Here is a 16,609-nt window from a genome sequence, read left to right as displayed (position 1 = left end):
CAGGATGCGATGACAAATGTGGACATGCGTGGGCCGCGACCGCGTACGGCCGCCAGATATGCCCGGATCATCCGGTTGCGTACATGCGCAACCGGCCCCCCTTTACCCCCTGTAGATAAGAGCTCGCGATGCCCCCGGGCTGGTCAGGCCCCACCGCAAAAGCAAAGTCGAGTCACAGAGTAAGGATGAAGCCGTCCGCCGTCAACTCTCAGCCAACCTCAACTCGTTCGAGCGAACCCGCCTATGCTTACCCACCGACCATTCGGCGACTCACTATTCGGGGGTCGTCGCCGATTACCGAGACAGGTACTCAGTGAATCGAAGAACTGACCAGCTCGATACCACCGGGAAAGCAAGACGCCTGATACGCACCACGGCAGTGGCTGTGTTGCCCATGGCGTTCGCCGCCGGTCTGCTCGGCCCCGCTCCGGCCTCGGCCGCCGTCTCCGCCACGGACAGCGCCGCCTCGGCGAGCGCCACGCCCTCCGACCGCGGCCGTGTCCTGGACCTGTGGAAGCAGGGCGGCCCCGGTCTGCGGGCCGCCGCGGAAGCTGTTCTCACCGGTGGCGACAACGACGTACGGCACTTCCTCGACGACGTCGCGCCCGAGATCGCGTACCAGGACGACCGCGTCCAGACCGCGCAGCTCGTGAGCATCGGCGGGCAGGGCCTGCAAGAGGCCGCCCGCAAGGCGCTGGCCGGCAACGAGGACGATCTGAAAGCCTTCCTGAAGGACGGCTGGAAGGCGCCGTTGGAGCAGGACCAGCGCGTCCGCATCGCTCAGATCGTCGACGCGGGCGGGCCCGCCGTACAGAAGGCCGGGCGCGCCGCGCTGGCCGGCACCACCGACGACATGGTCGCCTTCCTCAACGAGGGCCAGTACACCCAGCGCGAGGACGACGAGCGGGTCCAGCTCGTGCAGATCGTGAGCACGGGCGGCACCAACGTCCGGGCCGCCGGCCGGGTCGCCCTGGACGGAACCGCCGCCGACATCCGCGAGTTCCTCCAGGTCGGACAGTACGTCGCACGCTCACGGGACCAGGAACGCGCCACCGTCGCCCAGCTCGCCGCCCAGGCGAAGGAGGCCGGACGCCAGGCGAAGGCGGAGACGGAGGCGGCCAAGGACGCCTCGGCACGGGCCATCGCGGCCTCGGCTCTGGCCAAGGAGGCCGCGCAGAAGGCCGCGGCCGAGACGGAGGCGGCCCGCAAGGACTCGGTACGCGCCGCGGGCGCCGCCTCCCGTGCGGCCACCGCCGCCAACCAGGCCGCCCGGGCGGCCCAGCAGGCCATCGACGCGGCACGTTCCGCCAACAACTCGGCTCGCACCGCTGCCAACGCGGCCACGCAGGCCGCGTCCGCAGCCGCCGGCGCCTCCCAGGCCGCCAGCCGGGCACGCGGAGCGGCAGCCGCCGCGGCCGGGGACGCGAGCAAGGCGACGGCGGCCCGCAAGGCCGCCGACGAGGCCAACCTCGCGGCCAAGGGTGCTGACCTCGCGGCGGACGCCGCGCACCAGGCCGGTCTCGCCGCGACCGCGGCCGGGGACGCGGCGAAGGCCGCGACGAGCGCCGGCAACAACGCCAACGCCGCCGCCGGCGCCGCGGAGAGCGCCAGCCGCTTCGCGGACCAGGCCGGCGCCAGCTCCGCCGAGGCACGTGCCGCCGCCGCGGCAGCGCGGGCCCAGGCCGCGGAGGCCACCCGGGCCGCGAACGCGGCGGAGAGCCTGGCCCGCAAGGCGGCGACCGCCGCCTACGAGGCCCGTGACGCGGCCAAGTCGGCCGCCACGCACGCGAGGAACGCGGCCAAGGCGGCCAATGAGGCCGCCGACCACGCCACGGATGCAGCGAAGGCAGCGGCCCAGGCGACCGCTCACGCGAAGGCCGCCAAGGAGTCGGCGGACACCGCGAGCGCGGCCGTGGCCAAGGCCCGGACGGTGTTCACGTTGGCCCGTGAGATCGAGGCCGAGGAGCTGACCGCCCGTACGAACGAAGCCGTCGCGCGGGCCAAGCAGTTCAAGGCGCAGGAGGAGCGGCAGCAGGCGGCGCGGGACAGCGTCGCGCAGGCCTCCGCCGCCCTGGAGGCGGACGCTCGGCAGCTGAACACCGCCGCCTCCGCACCGGACGTGGATGTGCAGCGGGTGGCCGACGAGGGCCGTGACGTGGCGCTGCGCACTCTGAAGTCCCGTGGCCCCTGGAGCCGTGCGGCCGCCGAGCAGGCGCTCTCCGGCGATGCCGGCGACGTGGTGACGTACGTCCGTTCCGGGCGTGCCGAGGCCGCGCGGGACGACGAGCGCTCCCGGGTGGAGACGCTCGCCCTGGAGTCGCCGTCGGCCACCGTCCGCGGCGGGGCCGAACAGGCCCTGGCCGGCGACTCGGCGGCGGTCGACGCGTTCCTGAAGGACGGTCAGTACGACTCCATGGCACAGGACATGCGCGTCTACATCTCGCAGGTCATCGCGGACGGCGGCCCCGGCGTCCAGGAAGCGGGGCGCACGGCGCTGAACTCCGGCTCCGTGGACCGGTTCCGTGCCTTCATCACCGACGGCCGGTACGCGGCCCGCACCGAGGACGAGCGGGTGCGCGCGACGCAGCTCATCGACAGCGGCGGCCCCGAGGTCAAGGCGGCGGCCCGGATCGCACTGGAGGGGCCCACGCCGCTGCTGCACGCCTTCATCCAGCGTGGCCAGTACCAGGCGCAGCGCAAGGACCAGCTCGCGGCGAGCCATGTCGCGCTGGTGCAGGAGATGATCTCCGGGGCCGCGTCCGTGGCCGCGACCGCACAGAAGAACGCGGCCGAGGCGGCCGAGGTCGCCGCGAAGGCCCGCAAGGCCGCTGAAGACGCCAAGAAGTACGCCAAGGAGGCGGAGGCGTCGAGGAAGGCCGCCGAAGGGTTCGCCGACGACGCCGCCAACTCCGCCAAGCAGGCGGAGAAGTCCGCGGCGAGCGCCGCCGCATCCGCCCGGACGGCGCGGGCCGCGGAAGCCAGCGCCCATGCGGCGGCGGCCCGGGCCGTCACCTCGGCCACCCAGGCACAGGCGTCCGCGAACTGGGCCCGGGGCTCCGCCGACGAGGCATGGAGCGCGGCCCGGGAGGCGCGGGCGTCGGAGATCGCCGCGGGCAAGGACTCGGCGGCGGCCGGCAAGGCCATGCTGGAGGCCTTCCAGACGGCGGTCGCGAAGCAGGTGCAGGAAGAGGCCGAGATCCGCAAGACGGAGGAGGCCTGGCGCAACGCCCCTGACCCGGAGGGCTCGCAGGAGGAGGCCGACGACGGCTGGGTCCCGGACTGGCTGGAGGACAAGGCGGACACCGTCCTCATCTACGGCGAGGCCATCTTCACCAACCCGGACGTCTGGGCCGGGCTCGCCGAGACGGGCACCGGTGTCCTGATGATGGGCGTGGGCGCGAGCGGTGACCTCGCCGGCGGTGCCCTGTGCATCACGGGTATCGGCTGCCTTGCCGGCGCTCCGGCGATCGCCGCGAGCACGACCCTGGTCGTCGGGGGCGGGTTCACCGCCGCCGACGGTGTCGGCCGCTTCAGCGACGGCCTGGGCCAGGCGCTGCGCGACGCTCAGAGCAGGAGCAGCGCCGTCCAGAAGGCGCAGACCGGTCCGGTACCGGCGCCGAGGGGCGGCCTGCCGGCGTTCCCCAAGGCCGGGCCCGCCAGGGGTAAGACGCCCGTGCAGGGTGGCGGCGGTACCCGCAAGCGCTGGAAGGATCCCAAGTCCGGTGAGATCTACGAGTGGGACTCCCAGCACGGCGCCGTCGAGAAGTACAACAAGCGCGGCAAGCACCTCGGGGAGTTCGACCCGAATACTGGAGCCCAGACCAAGCCCGCGGACCCGAAGCGGAAGGTGGAGCCGTGACCGTGTATTTCCTTGTCGTCCGCTATCTCAAGGACGATGACTATCCGGACTCGTCCACCGACGTCACCTCGGTCGGCGCGCAGGCGTTCGGAGAACTCCTGGGGATGCCGCCGGAGCAGCTGGCCGACGTGTATCCGCTGACGCAGGAGCACGCAGAGCGTGTCCGGCAGCTGACCGGTATCGAACTCGACCTGGGGAAGTACGACTACTTCCTGGAAACCGAGGCGGACTGACGAACCGAGCAGGGGCCGTCCGAAGGGACGGCCCCTGTCCGGTCGAACGGCTCAGTCGAACCAACGATCCCGAGCCAACTCCGCAGTCCTGGACGCATCCTCCAACAACGCCGCCACCTCGAACCGCCGAGGCCACTGCCCCGCCGCCCAGGCCAGCCCGGCCGCGACCCCCTCGAGGGTCGCCGCATGCAGCACCCCGTCATCCGTGAGCCGCCAGTCGATCTCCACCCCGTCCACAACGAGCTCCTCATGCTCGACATACGACGCAGGCGTCCGCGCCCCCAGCAGCACCCGCACCGACTCCGGCACGTCGTGCTCGGCGCCCTCGCTGGTCACCTCCCCGGTGACGGACTCACTCAGCCGCCGCACCTGGAACAGCTCGGCCAGCTCGGCGGCACGCGCGGGCCGCACCGGCAACAGGGCGGTGCCCTCCGTGAAGGGCAGCAGATCCGGCGAGTCGACGACCACCGCGTCCGCCGCGTCCACGACCTCGACCCGCCCGTCGATCACGGCCCGCAGCTCGTCCGGCAGGGTCACCTGCTCGGGGTCGAGGTCGGCGAGGGCGCCGTAGAGGGCGTGCAGTTGCGCGGCGGACACCTCCCGCTCCGGATCGGCCAGCCGATCCAGCAGCTCGGCCGCACCGCCCGGCTCGTCGAGCAGCGCGGCGACGGACGTCCGCACGCCCAGCGCCCGCAGCACCTGCTCGTCCTCGAAGCCGGTCGCGTCGGCCTCGTCGTACAGGCCGCGCAGCAGCGGGTCGCCTCCGGAGGCGAGCAGGCCGGCGGGGCGGCGGCCGTCCAGCACCGGGTTGCCCCGCAGCCACCACGCCGTGTACGGCCGTACGACTTCGTGCGTGCCGTCGGGCAGCAGGATCCGCACCTGCTGGGTGAGCGCGTCCCGCAGGGGCGGCTGGGCGAGCAGGGCGAGGGCTTGCGGCCACTTGTCCTCGTCGACCAGGTCGAGATCGCGTACGGCGATGAGCTCGGTGGCGACGGGCGGTACGGGCGTGTCCGGGAAGCGGTCGAGGATGTCCTCGCTCCAGACGTCCACGGCGTCCAGCAGGCCCGCGTCGTCGGGCTCGGCGAAGTCGCTCTCGCGGGGCTCCAGTTCGTCCGGGTCGAGGACGACGTCCGCCGCCCGGACCAGGGCGAAGTTGGCGAGGACCCCGCAGGCGGCGAGCGCGGCCTCGCCCCACTTGTCAGCCAACTCGGCGTCTACGGCGGCCAGTTCGCCTTCCCGCATGACCTGGTGGAAGGGGCTGCCGGGGAAGACCAGTTCTCCGGCCGGCGCCAACTCCCCCTCCTCGTCGGGGAGGGCGAGGGCGCCCAGCCACGGCTCGTCACCGGGCTCAAGGCCCGCGTCCCGCACGAGCGCGAGCACGGTGTCGGCCAGCTCCTCGGCGTCGGGGGCGTCCTCCTCCCAGCTCACGCCGCCCTCGTCGTCGAGGGAGGCGGCGACGGCGGCCCGCACCTGGGGTGTGGTGAGGACGGCTCGGGGCGTCGCGGGCAGCGCGCCCAGCTTCTCCAGCAACGGGTGCGCGGCGTCCGGGTGGGCGACCTTGAGGCCGAGGCGGGTCAGGATCTCGGGGTCGATCGGGGCGCCGTCGGAGGTGGGGAGGAGGATCTGGCGGGGCCCGATGGTGGTGCGCCCGTCGGCGAGCGGCACCGGCAGCCCGGACAGCCGGTCCGGGTCGACCCCGGCGAGGCTGTCGTAGAGCCGCTGCCACCAGGCGGGCTCCTTCTCCAGCCCGGCGAGCCGGTCGATCGCGTCGGTGAGCGGGACGCGGGCGACCCCCAGCGTCCGCAGCTCCACGCGCCGTTCGAGCCCGGCGGGGAGCAGGGTGGGCAGCACCTCGGCGAGCACGTGCACCGTGTCGGCACCGGCGCCCTCGACGACCTCGGCGTCACGGGGCCGGAGGGACTCGGGGAGGTCGTCGGAGTCGTGCTCGCGCGGCTCGACGGCGGGCGGGAGGAAGGACGTACGGGGCAGGCGCTCCAGGATCGCCTGCCGCAGGGCACCGTCCAGCTCGCCCTTGCCCAGCGGTCCCGGCACGAGGTCGATGATGCCGTCACTCACCGGACGCCACCCGCCGAGCAGTTCGGCGTACGCGTCCGCCGCGCGCTGCACGAGGAAGTCGGTCAGCGGGCCGGGGGCGGCGTGGCGGCGGGTCGGGTCGAGCGGGAAGGAGGCGATGAGGAGGGCGGGGACGCCGAGGGGTTCGTCACTCGGGGTCGGCGCGTGGACGACGGGGGCGGTGCGGGGCCGGGCGGGGGTGCTGTCGGCGGCGTTGACGGGCACGGCCCAGGTGAGCGACCAGTGCGGGCGCAGCCGCTCCTCGACCGGGCGGTCGACGAGGAGGTCGGGCGTGAGCGGGCCGTGGGCGGCGGACGTAAGCCAGTGGGTGACGCCGTTCTGGGAGTCCTCCACGACGGTGAAGGCGCCGTCGACGCGGCGGCGCAGCGTGCGCGGCTCGGCGTCGTCGACCTCGATCACGACCTCCTCCAGCCCCGGCAGGGCGAGGAGCAGCGCGTCGTCGACGGCGTGCAGCAGACGCTCGGCGAGATCGGCGGCGGCGGTGTCGCGCAGGGGAAGGATGACGGCCGTGTCGTACGGGTCCGGAGCGGTGCCCTCGGCGGCGAACGGCAGCCGGAGGAGGGGAACGTGCCCGTCACGGCGCCGGATCTCGTCCCCCAGCCCCGGGCTGTGCCGCGCGGTGCTGCCGGCCAGCTCCCGGGCCTCGGCGAGGGCCCACCGGACACCGCCGTGCCGCCCGACGACGGCGGGCTCGTCGGTGACGGCGAGGACGGCGGCGAACCCGACACCGAAGCGGCCGATGGAGGCCGAGTCCCGCTTCGCCGAGGCCCGCAGGGTGGACAGCGACTCGACGCCGGCGGCGTCCAGCGGCGCGCCGGTGTTGGCGGCGACGAGCACCCCGTCGCGCAGGGTGAGCCGCAGCCGCCCGGCGACGTTCGCCCTGGCGGCGGCGTCGGCGGCGTTCTGAGCGAGCTCGACGACGAGACGGTCCCGGTACCCCCCGAGGACGAGATCCTCCTCGGCGTTGGCGTCCTCCCGGAAACGGGCGGGGCTGGTGGCCCAGGCGTCCAGCACGCCGCGACGCAGACGAGCCGTACCGAAGGGGTCGGCACCTTCTGCTGCGGGCCGCACGAACTTGCTCACGTTGACTCTCCTCATCGGCGTGATGATGAAGGTACCGCCGATGGGACGCGGGTGTGCCGCCCGCCTGCCCCGCTCCAGACGCTCGCTCCCTGGACCCACCCCGTTGGCAGACGCACGGTCCGACTCCGTGGACGCCGGTCCCGGGAACGGAGGCGGCACGGCTGTCTCCCAACTCGCTTGCCGCACCGTCAGTTGACTGCCTAGCATCACGTTCACTATCGCGAATCGAATGTTGTTCCGGTGCATCGGGGGCCTGGCGTGACGTTGGTGATGGCGGTGGCGGCCGTCTGGGGCGTACTGCAACTGTTCGCGATCTCCTGGCCGACACGTTCGGTGCGCCTGTCGACCGTGCTGCTGGCGCTGGCCGTGGGTGCGTACGGGTGCGGTACGGCGACCGTGTTGGTGCAGCTCGCGTACACCCGTCTCTACGCGGAGCAGTCGGGCCAGTCGCTGGTGACGGTCGTGAACACCACCGGCTACACGGTCGCACCGTGGGTGGAGGAATTACTCAAGGTTTCCCCGTTGCTGCTGGCGGGGCTGAGCCTGCGGGTTCGCCGGCAGTGGGGGCTGACCGACTTCGTGGTGGTGGGTGCGGCTCTGGGGGCGGGCTTCGGGCTGCTGGAGGCGGTGCTCCGGTTCGGCCTGGACGCGGACCGGGCGATCGTCCGCGGTGAGGGCTGGATCATCCCCGACAGCCTGTCCCCGCCCTATGTACCGGGCCTCGGGCAGGTGTTGACGTCCTGGCTCCCGGCGCCGTTCAGTCAACTGGCCCTGGCCGGGCCCCCGGTCACGGAAACGTTCACGCACCTGGTGTGGACGGCCACGGCCGGCTTCGGGGTCGGGCTGCTGTGGCGCGCGCACGGTGGGTGGCGCCTGCTGTCGCTCCCCCCGATCCTGGCCGCCGCCGCCCATCACACACTCAACAACTACGCGGCACAGGAACGCTCCGACGGGGCCACGGACTGGCTGGAGTCCCTGAATGGGACGGCATGGGCGGCGCCACTCGTTTGCCTGGTCCTCGCCATGGCCGTCGACCTGCGCCGGCTCCACCGCGCCAAGCGCCAGGTGCCCGGCGTCCTGCTCGCGTCCGAACGCGCCGACGGCGACAGTCTGGGAGCGCTGCTGCGCTACGCGGCCTGGCGTCTGCCGTGGAGCCTGCTGATCGTCCTGCGCTACGTCAAGCTGCGGCGCTCGTTGCTGTACGCCGCCGCGTCGGCGCCGCGCGACGACCACGGCGAACTGCGAGGAGTGATCGCAGGGATCACCGCCCTGATGGACGAGACCGACAACCGACGCGCCTGGCGGGCAGTGAACATCCGCGCCTGGCTGAAGGCGACCCGAGCGGCCCGCCGTTCTCGCGAGCGGTGGCTCCTGCTGATCCCGTGCGTGCTCATGCTCCCCGCGCTGCTGTTCCTGGTCGTCGGTTCGTTCACCTCCACCGCCGGCCTCCAGGAGTTCTTCAGTACCGGTTCGGGGCCGAAGATTCTCATGGGCTTCGGCATCGCCGCCCTGGCCTGGATCTCCTACCAGCTCACCGTCCTGCTGCGCAGCTGGCGGCAGGTGTCCGCCCAGCCGCTGGGCGAACTCCTGGCGGCCCACCGCTTCCGTCTCGGCACCGCCCTGGGGGCGGCGACCACCGGCGTGCTCCTGCTGTGGCGCGGGTTCGGCGACGCGGGCCCCGACGGCAGAGCCGTCCGCACGCTCCACCTCCTCGACGCCCTGAACACCTTCCTGGTCTACCTCGGCTTCGCCCTCCTCCTGCTCTCCCTCCTCGCCCTGTTCCCTCCCGGAGGCCTCGCGCTGGCAGGAGCGGGAGCGGTCGGCGCCCTTACCGCCGAGGCGGCGCTCAGCGCCGGTGCCCTTGGTGCTGCCGGTGTCGTGCTGATGGCGGTCGGCGCCGGGGGAACCGGTACGAGTGAGCCGGGCGGCGGCAAGAGCAACGGCGTCCCGCAGTGGCTTCGTGACAAGTGGAACGAGGGGCGAGAGTTCAACAAGGAGAACTGGCCACGTTACCCGGCCAACGAGGTCTACCTCGAAAACGGGAAGTACCTCGACTCGTACCGCCCCGGAAAGGAGATCGTCTCGCGCAAACAAACACAAATATCAAAGATCAAGCCAGAGTCATTCAAGGACTATCTGCGCGAGATCAATCAGAAGTACAAGGCGGGAACAAAGATACCCGATACACCAAAGGCGCGCGCAGAATACCCGGAGCTGATCGGGAAACCACTGAAGGGCAAGTACTACCTGGAAGTCCCCGTCCAGTCAGCGCCTGTGCCAGAATGGGCGCTCAGGGAAGCAGCGAACCACGGCGTGATAATCCGAGACGTACAGGGTTTCGTCTACCGGCTACCGAAGGGCACAGGCTGAATCAGCCATGAACTGGACCTACTGCGAGCAGTGGAACAACCTCACCGAGACGCCCCTGGACCCTCTGACGCCTGAGCAGGCTCAAGCCCGGCACGTCTCCAGCGAGTTGTACACCGCAGTCGCCTCCCCTGCCGGGCAGTCCACACCGACCCTGCGGGTGGCAATGCGACTGGAGACGGGCTACGCCTCGGTCGTCTTCATGGACGAATATGGTCGCGACACACTGGACTACACATTCACGCTCATCAACGGCTCCTTCTTCCTGGAAACAGCAACCTCATACAGTTACGGCAGTTCCCAGGAACGAGGCGGGTACGCAGAAGCGGACCGCACCGAGACGTACGAGTTCACCACCGATGGCGTTATCGAGCGCACAATCGAGGAGGAAGGCGGCGAATTGAAGGAAAGCCGCCACGGAGTCGACGTTTCCTCCAACTGGGAGCCGATTCCTGCTTTCGGCACGTACGCCTCACTGATCAGACGCGAACGCTAGGAATTCACGACTCCGTCACTGACGGAGATCAGCCCTCGAGGGCGAGGCGGGGGCTGGTGTCGCGGCACTAACGGCGCCTGACTGCCGCAGTCTCGTGCCCGTCCGCCAGGTGACGTGCACGAAGGCGGGTGAAGGCCGTGGGGCTTGGCCGGTGCGGGAGGAACGCCTTGATCGCCTCGGCGCATTCGCGCGGGCTCGCGGTGCTGGTGTCGCACTCGAAGTCGTAGTCGCCGTGCTGGTGGACCAGGTCGTACTGGTGCGCCGCGAGGCCCGGAGGACGGTCGCCCCGGGCCCTTTCGCGGCGGGTCAGCTCCTCCAGAGAACAGCGCACACCCACGAACAGCACGTCCTCGGGGCGCAGCACCGTCAGACAGTCGTTCAGCCGCCACGGCTCGCTGAGCACATGGTCGACGACGACGCCGTTGCCCGCCTCGGCCATGGCCGCGATCGAGCGGTGAAAGCCCATCCTTGTCCGCCGCAGTGCGGTGTCGAGGTCCGCCGGCGCGAGGATTCGCTTCGTACGCATCGCGTTGAAGCCGTCGACCGCCAAGTGGAAGTAGACATCGTCGTCCAGGATGTCCAGCAGCTCCCGGGCGATGCTCGACTTGCCCGAGCTGGAGGTGCCGTTGAGGAAGATGATCCGGCCGACTGTCATGCGGGCATGATCACATGGCCACGGCCCTGGAGGTCGGCCGTCAGCGTCAGCCTTCGGCGGTGTACGCGACGAAGGCGGACCATGCCTGCGGGGCGAGGGCGAGGCGAGGGCTGGTGTCGCGGTACTTGGAGTCGCGGACGTGGATGGTGGCGGGGGTGGTGGCGATCTCGACGCAGGACTCGCCGTCGGTGCCGCTGCTATAGCTGCTCTTGAACCAGTCCAGGGCCACTTCGACGCAGGAGTTGCCGTCGGTGCCGCCGCTGTAGCTGCTCTTGAACCACGCCAGTTCGGAGGCGTCCCCGGCGGAGGCCTTGCGGATCATGTTTCTCCCAGCAGTTGCTCGATGAAGGCCAACGACTCCCTCGGCGGGAGAGCCTGCGCCCGGATGGTGCCATACCGCAGCTCAAGGATGCGCAGTTGCTTCGGATCGCTCGTCCGCCGCCCGTTGAACGCACCGTCGGAACGCCCCACCGCCGTACCATCCGGGAACTTCAGCAACTCGATCTTGCCGTCCAGCCCTGGGTGAGCGTCGGAGTTCGTCGGCATGACCTGGAGTGTGACGTTACGCAACCGCCCCACCTCCAGCAGACGTTCGAGTTGCCGTCGCCACACCATTGTGCCTCCGACATGTCGACGCAGCGGCGCCTCTTCCTGGACGAAGTGGACCGAAGGGGCCGGGTCGCGTTCGAAGACCGACCGCCGGGCCAAGCGAGCAGCCACCATGCGTTCCACGTCGTCCGGTGAGTACGGCGGCTGAGCCGCCTCGATCAAGGCGTGGGCATGCTCCGACGTCTGCAAGAGACCGTGGACGCTGTTGCACTCGTAGACGCCGATCTCAACGGCCGTGGCCTCCATCTTCCCCAACGCCCGCACCTTCTTCGGGTACCGGACCTTCTGCACGTCCTCCCACATCGACGAGATGAGCCCACCCGCGTCCAACACCTAGTCCGCCTTGTCCAGGTACTCAAGCCGAGGAATCCGCTTGCCACCCTCGATCTTGTATACGAGGTCCTCGCCGTACCCCACCGCCTTCCCGAACTCGGCGGCCCGCATCCCCACCGCCTCCCGCCGCAGCTTCAACTGCCGCCCGACGGTCGCGATCACCGCCACGCCCCACTCGTCGTCCGGATCGACCTCCCAACCCGGCTCATCCGCCTCGGTCTTGAGCCGTACGCCGTCGCCGTCAACCGCTGTCATGCCCTACCCCTCCGTCGTACCGCCGCAGTGCAGCAGCGCCCCTACCCGTACGCCCGTCCCGACAGCCTGGACACGACTGGACAAGCTCCGGACAGTCACCGTACGCACCCGCTGAGTCACTGTTCACAGTAAGCACGCCCGGCCACGCTGAGTGACGTGAATCAAGAATCCGCCGCCCCGACAGCCCCACTCGCCCAACCCGCCCAACTCGACAACCCCATCCGCAACTTCAGCGTGCAGCTGTCCCCCACACCTCGCGGCGCCCGCCTCGCCCGACTCCTCGCCACCGAACAACTCCGCAGCTGGGGCCTGCCCTTGGACCCGGCGGCCCACGTGGTCGCGGAGCTGGCGGCCAACGCGGTCAGGCACGGCAGGATCCCCGGCCGGGACTTCCTCCTGCTGCTCTACGTCGTCGGCGACACCCTCCGCATCGAGGTCACGGACACGTGCGGTGACCGCCTGCCGCACCCCCAACACCCCGCCCCCGAGGCCGCGTCGGGCCGCGGGCTGCTGCTCGTGGAGGCGTTCGCGGACCGCTGGGGGTTCTCCGAGGGCCCGGCCCCACGCAAGACGGTGTGGGCCGAAGTCGTCCTCGCGCCCTCGTCGCAAACTCACCCACCCGGGTGAGCATCACCAACTCGGGCGGGTTCAGGACAGGTTGGCCGCCCTACGCTCGCCGCAACTCGACCGCAGACATGCAACGGCCCTCGTCGCCCGCTTCACCGAGGGCACGATGCGTATCGCCGCAGCCCGCATTCCCGCTGCCGCCGCCGCCGCGACTGTCGTTATCCCCGATCCCGTCCCGGCAACCGCCTGAGCGGCAGCCCAGACACAGCACACCGATGAAGGGCCCGAAAACCGCACTATGGTCAGTTCGTCCCACGAGGCGATGCACCGCATCTTCCAGGACCATCCAGGGCTCTTCTCCGGGGTCTCAAAGGTGCTGGGCATCGACTTCGCCCCGCCCACGTCAGTCACCGTCCTGCCCAACGACCTCACCGAGACCAGCCCGGTCGAGCGCCGTGTGGACACGCTCGTGCGGCTGGACACAGAGGGCGACGAGCCATTGCTCCTCGCCATCGAAGCCCAAAGCAACAAGGCTCCGGACAAGCCCGCGAGCTGGGCGTACTACGTCTCGTACCTGCTCACGAAGTACCGGCTGCAACCGATGCTGCTGGTCGTCTGCCAGGACCGCGCCACCGCGGAATGGGCCGCCCGCCCGGTCGACTTCGGCCCTCCCCAGTGGCCCCTGCTCACCCTGCGCCCGCTGGTCGCGGGACCGCACAACATGCCGGTGATCACCGACCCGGCCGAGGTCCGCAAGGACCTCGCGCTCGCCACCCTGTCCGCGATCACCCACGCCAGGAATCCGGACGTCGGGGCCATACTGAAGGCAATGACGACCGTGCTGCGGGACACGCCGCAGGCCATCGCCGACCCGATCATCGAACTCATCGCACAAGGCTTGGGCAAGCGCCCGGCAGCGGAACTCTGGAGGAACCTGGTGGCCGTGGACCTCTCCTTCTACAAGTCGTACATCGCAGAAGAGATCCGGGACGAGGGCCGCGCGGAGGGCCGAGCCGAGGACATCCTGCGGCTCCTGGACCGTCGCGGCATCGACGTCTCGAATGACGACCGCGAGCGCATCACGTCCTGTGACGACCTGGACGTACTGGGCCGCTGGTTCGATCGGGCCATCACGGCCGCGTCCACAACCGAGGTCTTCGCTGACTAGCAGCCCAGGCTGCCCCGGAACCGTGGAGGAAACCCTCCGCCACTGAGCCGAAGCGACCTTCGAAGCCTCAGAGTCAGTAGCCACGGTCGGCGGAACTCACGCCCCTACGAGTGCCCCAACTCCGCCGACTCCTCATCCGCCCCCACCGAAACCGACCCCGAATCCGCCGCCGGCCGCAAGGGGAACGGATCCACCCGCGTCTCGTCGATCACCGGCGGAGCCGGACGCGGTGGCTTCGGCATGACCGCGGCCTCCGAGTGCCCCCCGCAGCCGTACGTCAACGACACCACCCGACCGTCGGCCGGGGCGAACTCGTTCGCGCAGACTCCGAAGGCCTGGCCCAGGGAGCCGCCGATCGGGGCCAGGAAGCCGCAGGTGACGCAGGAGGCGGGGGCCGCCTGTGCCATGGGGGTCTTCGCGCCGAACGCCTCCTCCCAGCGGTCCGCGGCGACGTGCAGGCCGTAACGGGACAGGACGCGGGCGCGGCGCATGCCCAGTTCCTCCGCCACCGCGGCGATCGAGCCGCGCGAGGGGGCGAAGGGAAGGTTCGCGGGGACACCGGCGGTGACCTCGGCGTCCTCCGCCTCCACCAGCTCCGCCATCTCGTGCGAGACGGCCGCGCTCGGCACGGGCTCGTCCTCGCCGGAGTAGCCGGGCTCCAGCCGCAGGTCCTCGGCGTCGGTGGGGAGCAGGTCGCCGGGGCCCATGTCGCCGGGGCGCAGGCGCTCGCTCCACGGCACCCACTCGGGGGCGAGGAGGGCGTCGGGGCCGGGGAGCAGGACCACCTCGTCGAGCGTGACGACCTTCGCGCGGGACGCCCGCGCCACCGTCACCGCCCAGCGCCAGCCGCGGTACCCGAGCTCCTTGCACTCGAAGAAGTGCGTGACGACGCGGTCGCCCTCGGAGGACAGGCCCGTGTGCTCGCCCACGACGCCGGGCGCGGCGGCCTCCTCGGCGGCACTGCGGGCGAGGTCGACCGCCTCGGCGCACAGACGGTCGGGGGTGCGGCTTCGCGTTGTCGCTGCGCTCACAGGTATCGCTTCTCTCCTACGCCGTCTCTCGGGTGCGGTGCCTTAGGGCGTTGGAACGGACGGAGCGGACCTGTGGGCCGCGTCGACGTCCGCATCCGAATCGCGCTCGGGCGCACCTACGTCATCCATTGTGCGGGATGGCTGAGATACGCACGCTACCTGTTCGCGAGCGCTGGGCCTACACCGACGGCCCTTTCACCGTGCGCGGCGGCCCACGGAAACCAAACAGAAACCCTGCCGCCGACCCGAGAGTTGCCTCCGTCCGACCTCCCGCCGACCTCTCGCCCGCCTTTCCGCAACCTGAGACCTTGCCCATAGCTTCCCCCCATACGCGCCGTAACCGCACTACCCACCCCCATCTCGGGGCACTATTGCGTCGTGGCAACCGCGAGGCAGCCCCAAGGAGCCACCGGCGTCGGTGGGGCCAAGGGCGGCCGGAGTCGAGGTGGCGGAGCGGGCCGGGTCGGCGGCTCACTCCGTGCGGTCGGCCGCGCCCTGCACTTCCCGTTCACCGGCACCGCCCGCGGTATCCGCAAGGCCACCCATGCGCACGGGGCGGGCGAGTCCGGCCTCGGCAAGCTGATCGAGCTGCACGGGGTGAACGGCGCCGGGGACATGATGATCACCGTCGCCCTCGCCTCCACCGTCTTCTTCTCCGTCCCGACCGACGAGGCCCGCGGCCGGGTCGCGCTCTACCTCGGCATCACCATGGCGCCCTTCACGCTCCTCGCGCCCGTGATCGGCCCCCTCCTCGACCGCCTCCCGCACGGCCGCCGCGCCGCGATGGCCGGTGCGATGCTCGCCCGGGCGCTGCTCGCCCTGGTCCTGTCCAGCGCCGTCATCAGCGGCGACCTCCAGCTGTATCCGGCCGCCCTCGGGGTACTGGTCGCCTCGAAGGCGTACGGGGTGGTGAGAAGCGCCGTCGTGCCCCGGCTGCTGCCACCCCGCTTCTCCCTCGTGAAGGCCAATTCACGGGTAACCCTCGGCGGGCTCCTCGCCACCGGCATCGCCGCGCCGGTCGGCGCGGGGCTCCAGGCGATCGGGCCGCGCTGGCCGCTCTACGGCGCCTTCGTGATCTTCATCGCCGGTACGTTCCTGTCGTTCTCCCTGCCCCACAAGGTCGACTCGGCCAAGGGTGAGGACACCGCGCTGCTGGCGGCCGACGAGCAGCATCTGCACGGGCCGCACCGCAAGCCCGTCAAGCGGCCCGGGCTGCGCACGGTCGGGATCGCCGTCACCCACGCCCTGGGCGCGAACGCCGCCCTGCGCTGTCTCTCCGGCTTTCTGATCTTCTTCCTCGCGTTCCTGCTGCGCGAGCACCCGATGTCCGGCCAGAGCGCCGCCGTGTCGCTGGGGATAGTGGCCGTCTCGGCCGGCGTCGGGAACGCCTGCGGTACGGCGGTCGGGGCGTGGCTGCGCTCCCGGGCGCCGGAGATCATCATCGTGACCGTCGTGGGGTTCGTGCTGGCCGTGGCGATCACGGCCGCGCTCTTCTTCGGGGCGGTCCTGGTGGCGTTCCTGGCGGCGGTCGCCGGGTTCGCGCAGGCACTGGCCAAGCTGTCGCTGGACGCGCTGATCCAGCGGGACGTGCCGGAACTGGTCCGTACGTCGGCGTTCGCGCGCTCGGAGACGCTGTTGCAGGTGTCCTGGGTGCTCGGCGGGGCGATCGGCATCGTGCTGCCGCTGAATGGCTCGCTGGGGCTGGCGGTCGGTGCGGTGATCGTCGCCATCGGCTGGCTGACCACCGCCAAGGGCCTGATCGCCTCGGCCCGGCACGGCGGGCACGCGCGGCCACGGGTGGCCTGAAACGCCGCGCCGGTCGGGGGGCCGTACGCGCCCATACGCCTCCGTGAGGTACG

At 71.2% G+C, this 16,609-nt stretch carries 11 protein-coding genes and 1 pseudogene; 7 read left to right on the top strand and 5 right to left on the bottom strand.

The annotated features are described in order from the left end of the window. The first annotated feature begins 379 nt into the window (after positions 1-379). Positions 380-3,859 (top strand): colicin E3/pyocin S6 family cytotoxin, encoded by a 3,480-nt coding sequence (locus BLU79_RS05485; RefSeq protein WP_256333161.1) that lies wholly within the window; start codon positions 380-382, stop codon positions 3,857-3,859. Then, positions 3,856-4,092 carry a DUF7683 domain-containing protein gene (locus tag BLU79_RS05480; protein ID WP_093904454.1) on the top strand — a complete coding sequence of 79 codons (237 nt, stop codon included), beginning with the start codon at positions 3,856-3,858 and terminating at the stop codon, positions 4,090-4,092. Before BLU79_RS05485 ends, BLU79_RS05480 begins: the two co-directional genes overlap by 4 nt. A gap of 51 nt (positions 4,093-4,143) precedes the next feature. On the opposite strand, the gene BLU79_RS05475 is transcribed toward BLU79_RS05480, so the two are convergent. After that, on the bottom strand, positions 4,144-7,284 hold the full coding sequence (locus BLU79_RS05475; RefSeq protein ID WP_093904893.1) for a sacsin N-terminal ATP-binding-like domain-containing protein: 3,141 nt from the start codon (positions 7,282-7,284) through the stop codon (positions 4,144-4,146). A 243-nt stretch (positions 7,285-7,527) separates the two neighbouring features. Here BLU79_RS05475 and BLU79_RS05470 point away from each other — a divergent pair, with 243 nt between their 5' ends. Continuing rightward, positions 7,528-9,639, top strand: coding sequence for a PrsW family intramembrane metalloprotease (locus tag BLU79_RS05470; protein WP_093904453.1), 2,112 nt, complete (start codon positions 7,528-7,530; stop codon positions 9,637-9,639). A gap of 7 nt (positions 9,640-9,646) precedes the next feature. Next, the gene (locus tag BLU79_RS05465) at positions 9,647-10,132 is read left to right on the top strand and encodes a hypothetical protein (RefSeq protein WP_093904452.1); all 486 of its coding nucleotides are present in this window, start codon (positions 9,647-9,649) and stop codon (positions 10,130-10,132) included. A 67-nt stretch (positions 10,133-10,199) separates the two neighbouring features. Here the strand turns inward: BLU79_RS05465 and BLU79_RS05460 are convergent, their stop codons facing one another. From BLU79_RS05460 to BLU79_RS05450, 3 genes and pseudogenes are all read right to left on the bottom strand, one after another. Then, positions 10,200-10,787 (bottom strand): chloramphenicol phosphotransferase CPT family protein, encoded by a 588-nt coding sequence (locus BLU79_RS05460; RefSeq protein WP_093904451.1) that lies wholly within the window; start codon positions 10,785-10,787, stop codon positions 10,200-10,202. A 46-nt stretch (positions 10,788-10,833) separates the two neighbouring features. Continuing rightward, positions 10,834-11,109 carry a DUF397 domain-containing protein gene (locus tag BLU79_RS05455; protein ID WP_093904450.1) on the bottom strand — a complete coding sequence of 92 codons (276 nt, stop codon included), beginning with the start codon at positions 11,107-11,109 and terminating at the stop codon, positions 10,834-10,836. Then, positions 11,106-11,984, bottom strand: a pseudogene (locus BLU79_RS05450) (helix-turn-helix domain-containing protein). Before BLU79_RS05450 ends, BLU79_RS05455 begins: the two are co-directional and overlap by 4 nt. Before the next feature lie 156 nt (positions 11,985-12,140). Here BLU79_RS05450 and BLU79_RS05445 point away from each other — a divergent pair. Continuing rightward, positions 12,141-12,611 carry an ATP-binding protein gene (locus BLU79_RS05445; protein ID WP_093904449.1) on the top strand — a complete coding sequence of 157 codons (471 nt, stop codon included), beginning with the start codon at positions 12,141-12,143 and terminating at the stop codon, positions 12,609-12,611. A 238-nt stretch (positions 12,612-12,849) separates the two neighbouring features. Continuing rightward, positions 12,850-13,719 (top strand): RpnC/YadD family protein, encoded by an 870-nt coding sequence (locus BLU79_RS05440; RefSeq protein ID WP_177000879.1) that lies wholly within the window; start codon positions 12,850-12,852, stop codon positions 13,717-13,719. Between the two features lie 104 nt (positions 13,720-13,823). Here BLU79_RS05440 and BLU79_RS05435 read toward each other — a convergent pair whose 3' ends face one another. Continuing rightward, positions 13,824-14,750: a DUF3027 domain-containing protein gene (locus BLU79_RS05435; protein WP_093904448.1), complete on the bottom strand. Its 927-nt coding sequence runs from the start codon at positions 14,748-14,750 to the stop codon at positions 13,824-13,826. A gap of 378 nt (positions 14,751-15,128) precedes the next feature. On the opposite strand from BLU79_RS05435, the gene BLU79_RS05430 reads away from it, so the two are divergent. Then, on the top strand, positions 15,129-16,556 hold the full coding sequence (locus BLU79_RS05430; protein WP_093904447.1) for an MFS transporter: 1,428 nt from the start codon (positions 15,129-15,131) through the stop codon (positions 16,554-16,556). The last annotated feature ends 53 nt before the right edge of the window (positions 16,557-16,609 follow it).

The organism is Streptomyces sp. cf386, assembly GCF_900103585.1.
GTDB lineage: Bacteria > Actinomycetota > Actinomycetes > Streptomycetales > Streptomycetaceae > Streptomyces.
The sequence above is the reverse complement of the archived record's forward strand: the minus strand, read 5'-3'. Positions and strand labels throughout refer to the sequence as shown.

Coding starts and splice junctions, on each gene's coding strand:
- BLU79_RS05475 (WP_093904893.1), bottom strand. CDS start 7,284: ATGAGGAGAGTCAACGTGAGCAAGTTCGTGCGGCCCGCAGCAGAAGGT.
- BLU79_RS05465 (WP_093904452.1), top strand. CDS start 9,647: ATGAACTGGACCTACTGCGAGCAGTGGAACAACCTCACCGAGACGCCC.
- BLU79_RS05460 (WP_093904451.1), bottom strand. CDS start 10,787: ATGACAGTCGGCCGGATCATCTTCCTCAACGGCACCTCCAGCTCGGGC.
- BLU79_RS05455 (WP_093904450.1), bottom strand. CDS start 11,109: ATGATCCGCAAGGCCTCCGCCGGGGACGCCTCCGAACTGGCGTGGTTC.
- BLU79_RS05440 (WP_177000879.1), top strand. CDS start 12,850: ATGGTCAGTTCGTCCCACGAGGCGATGCACCGCATCTTCCAGGACCAT.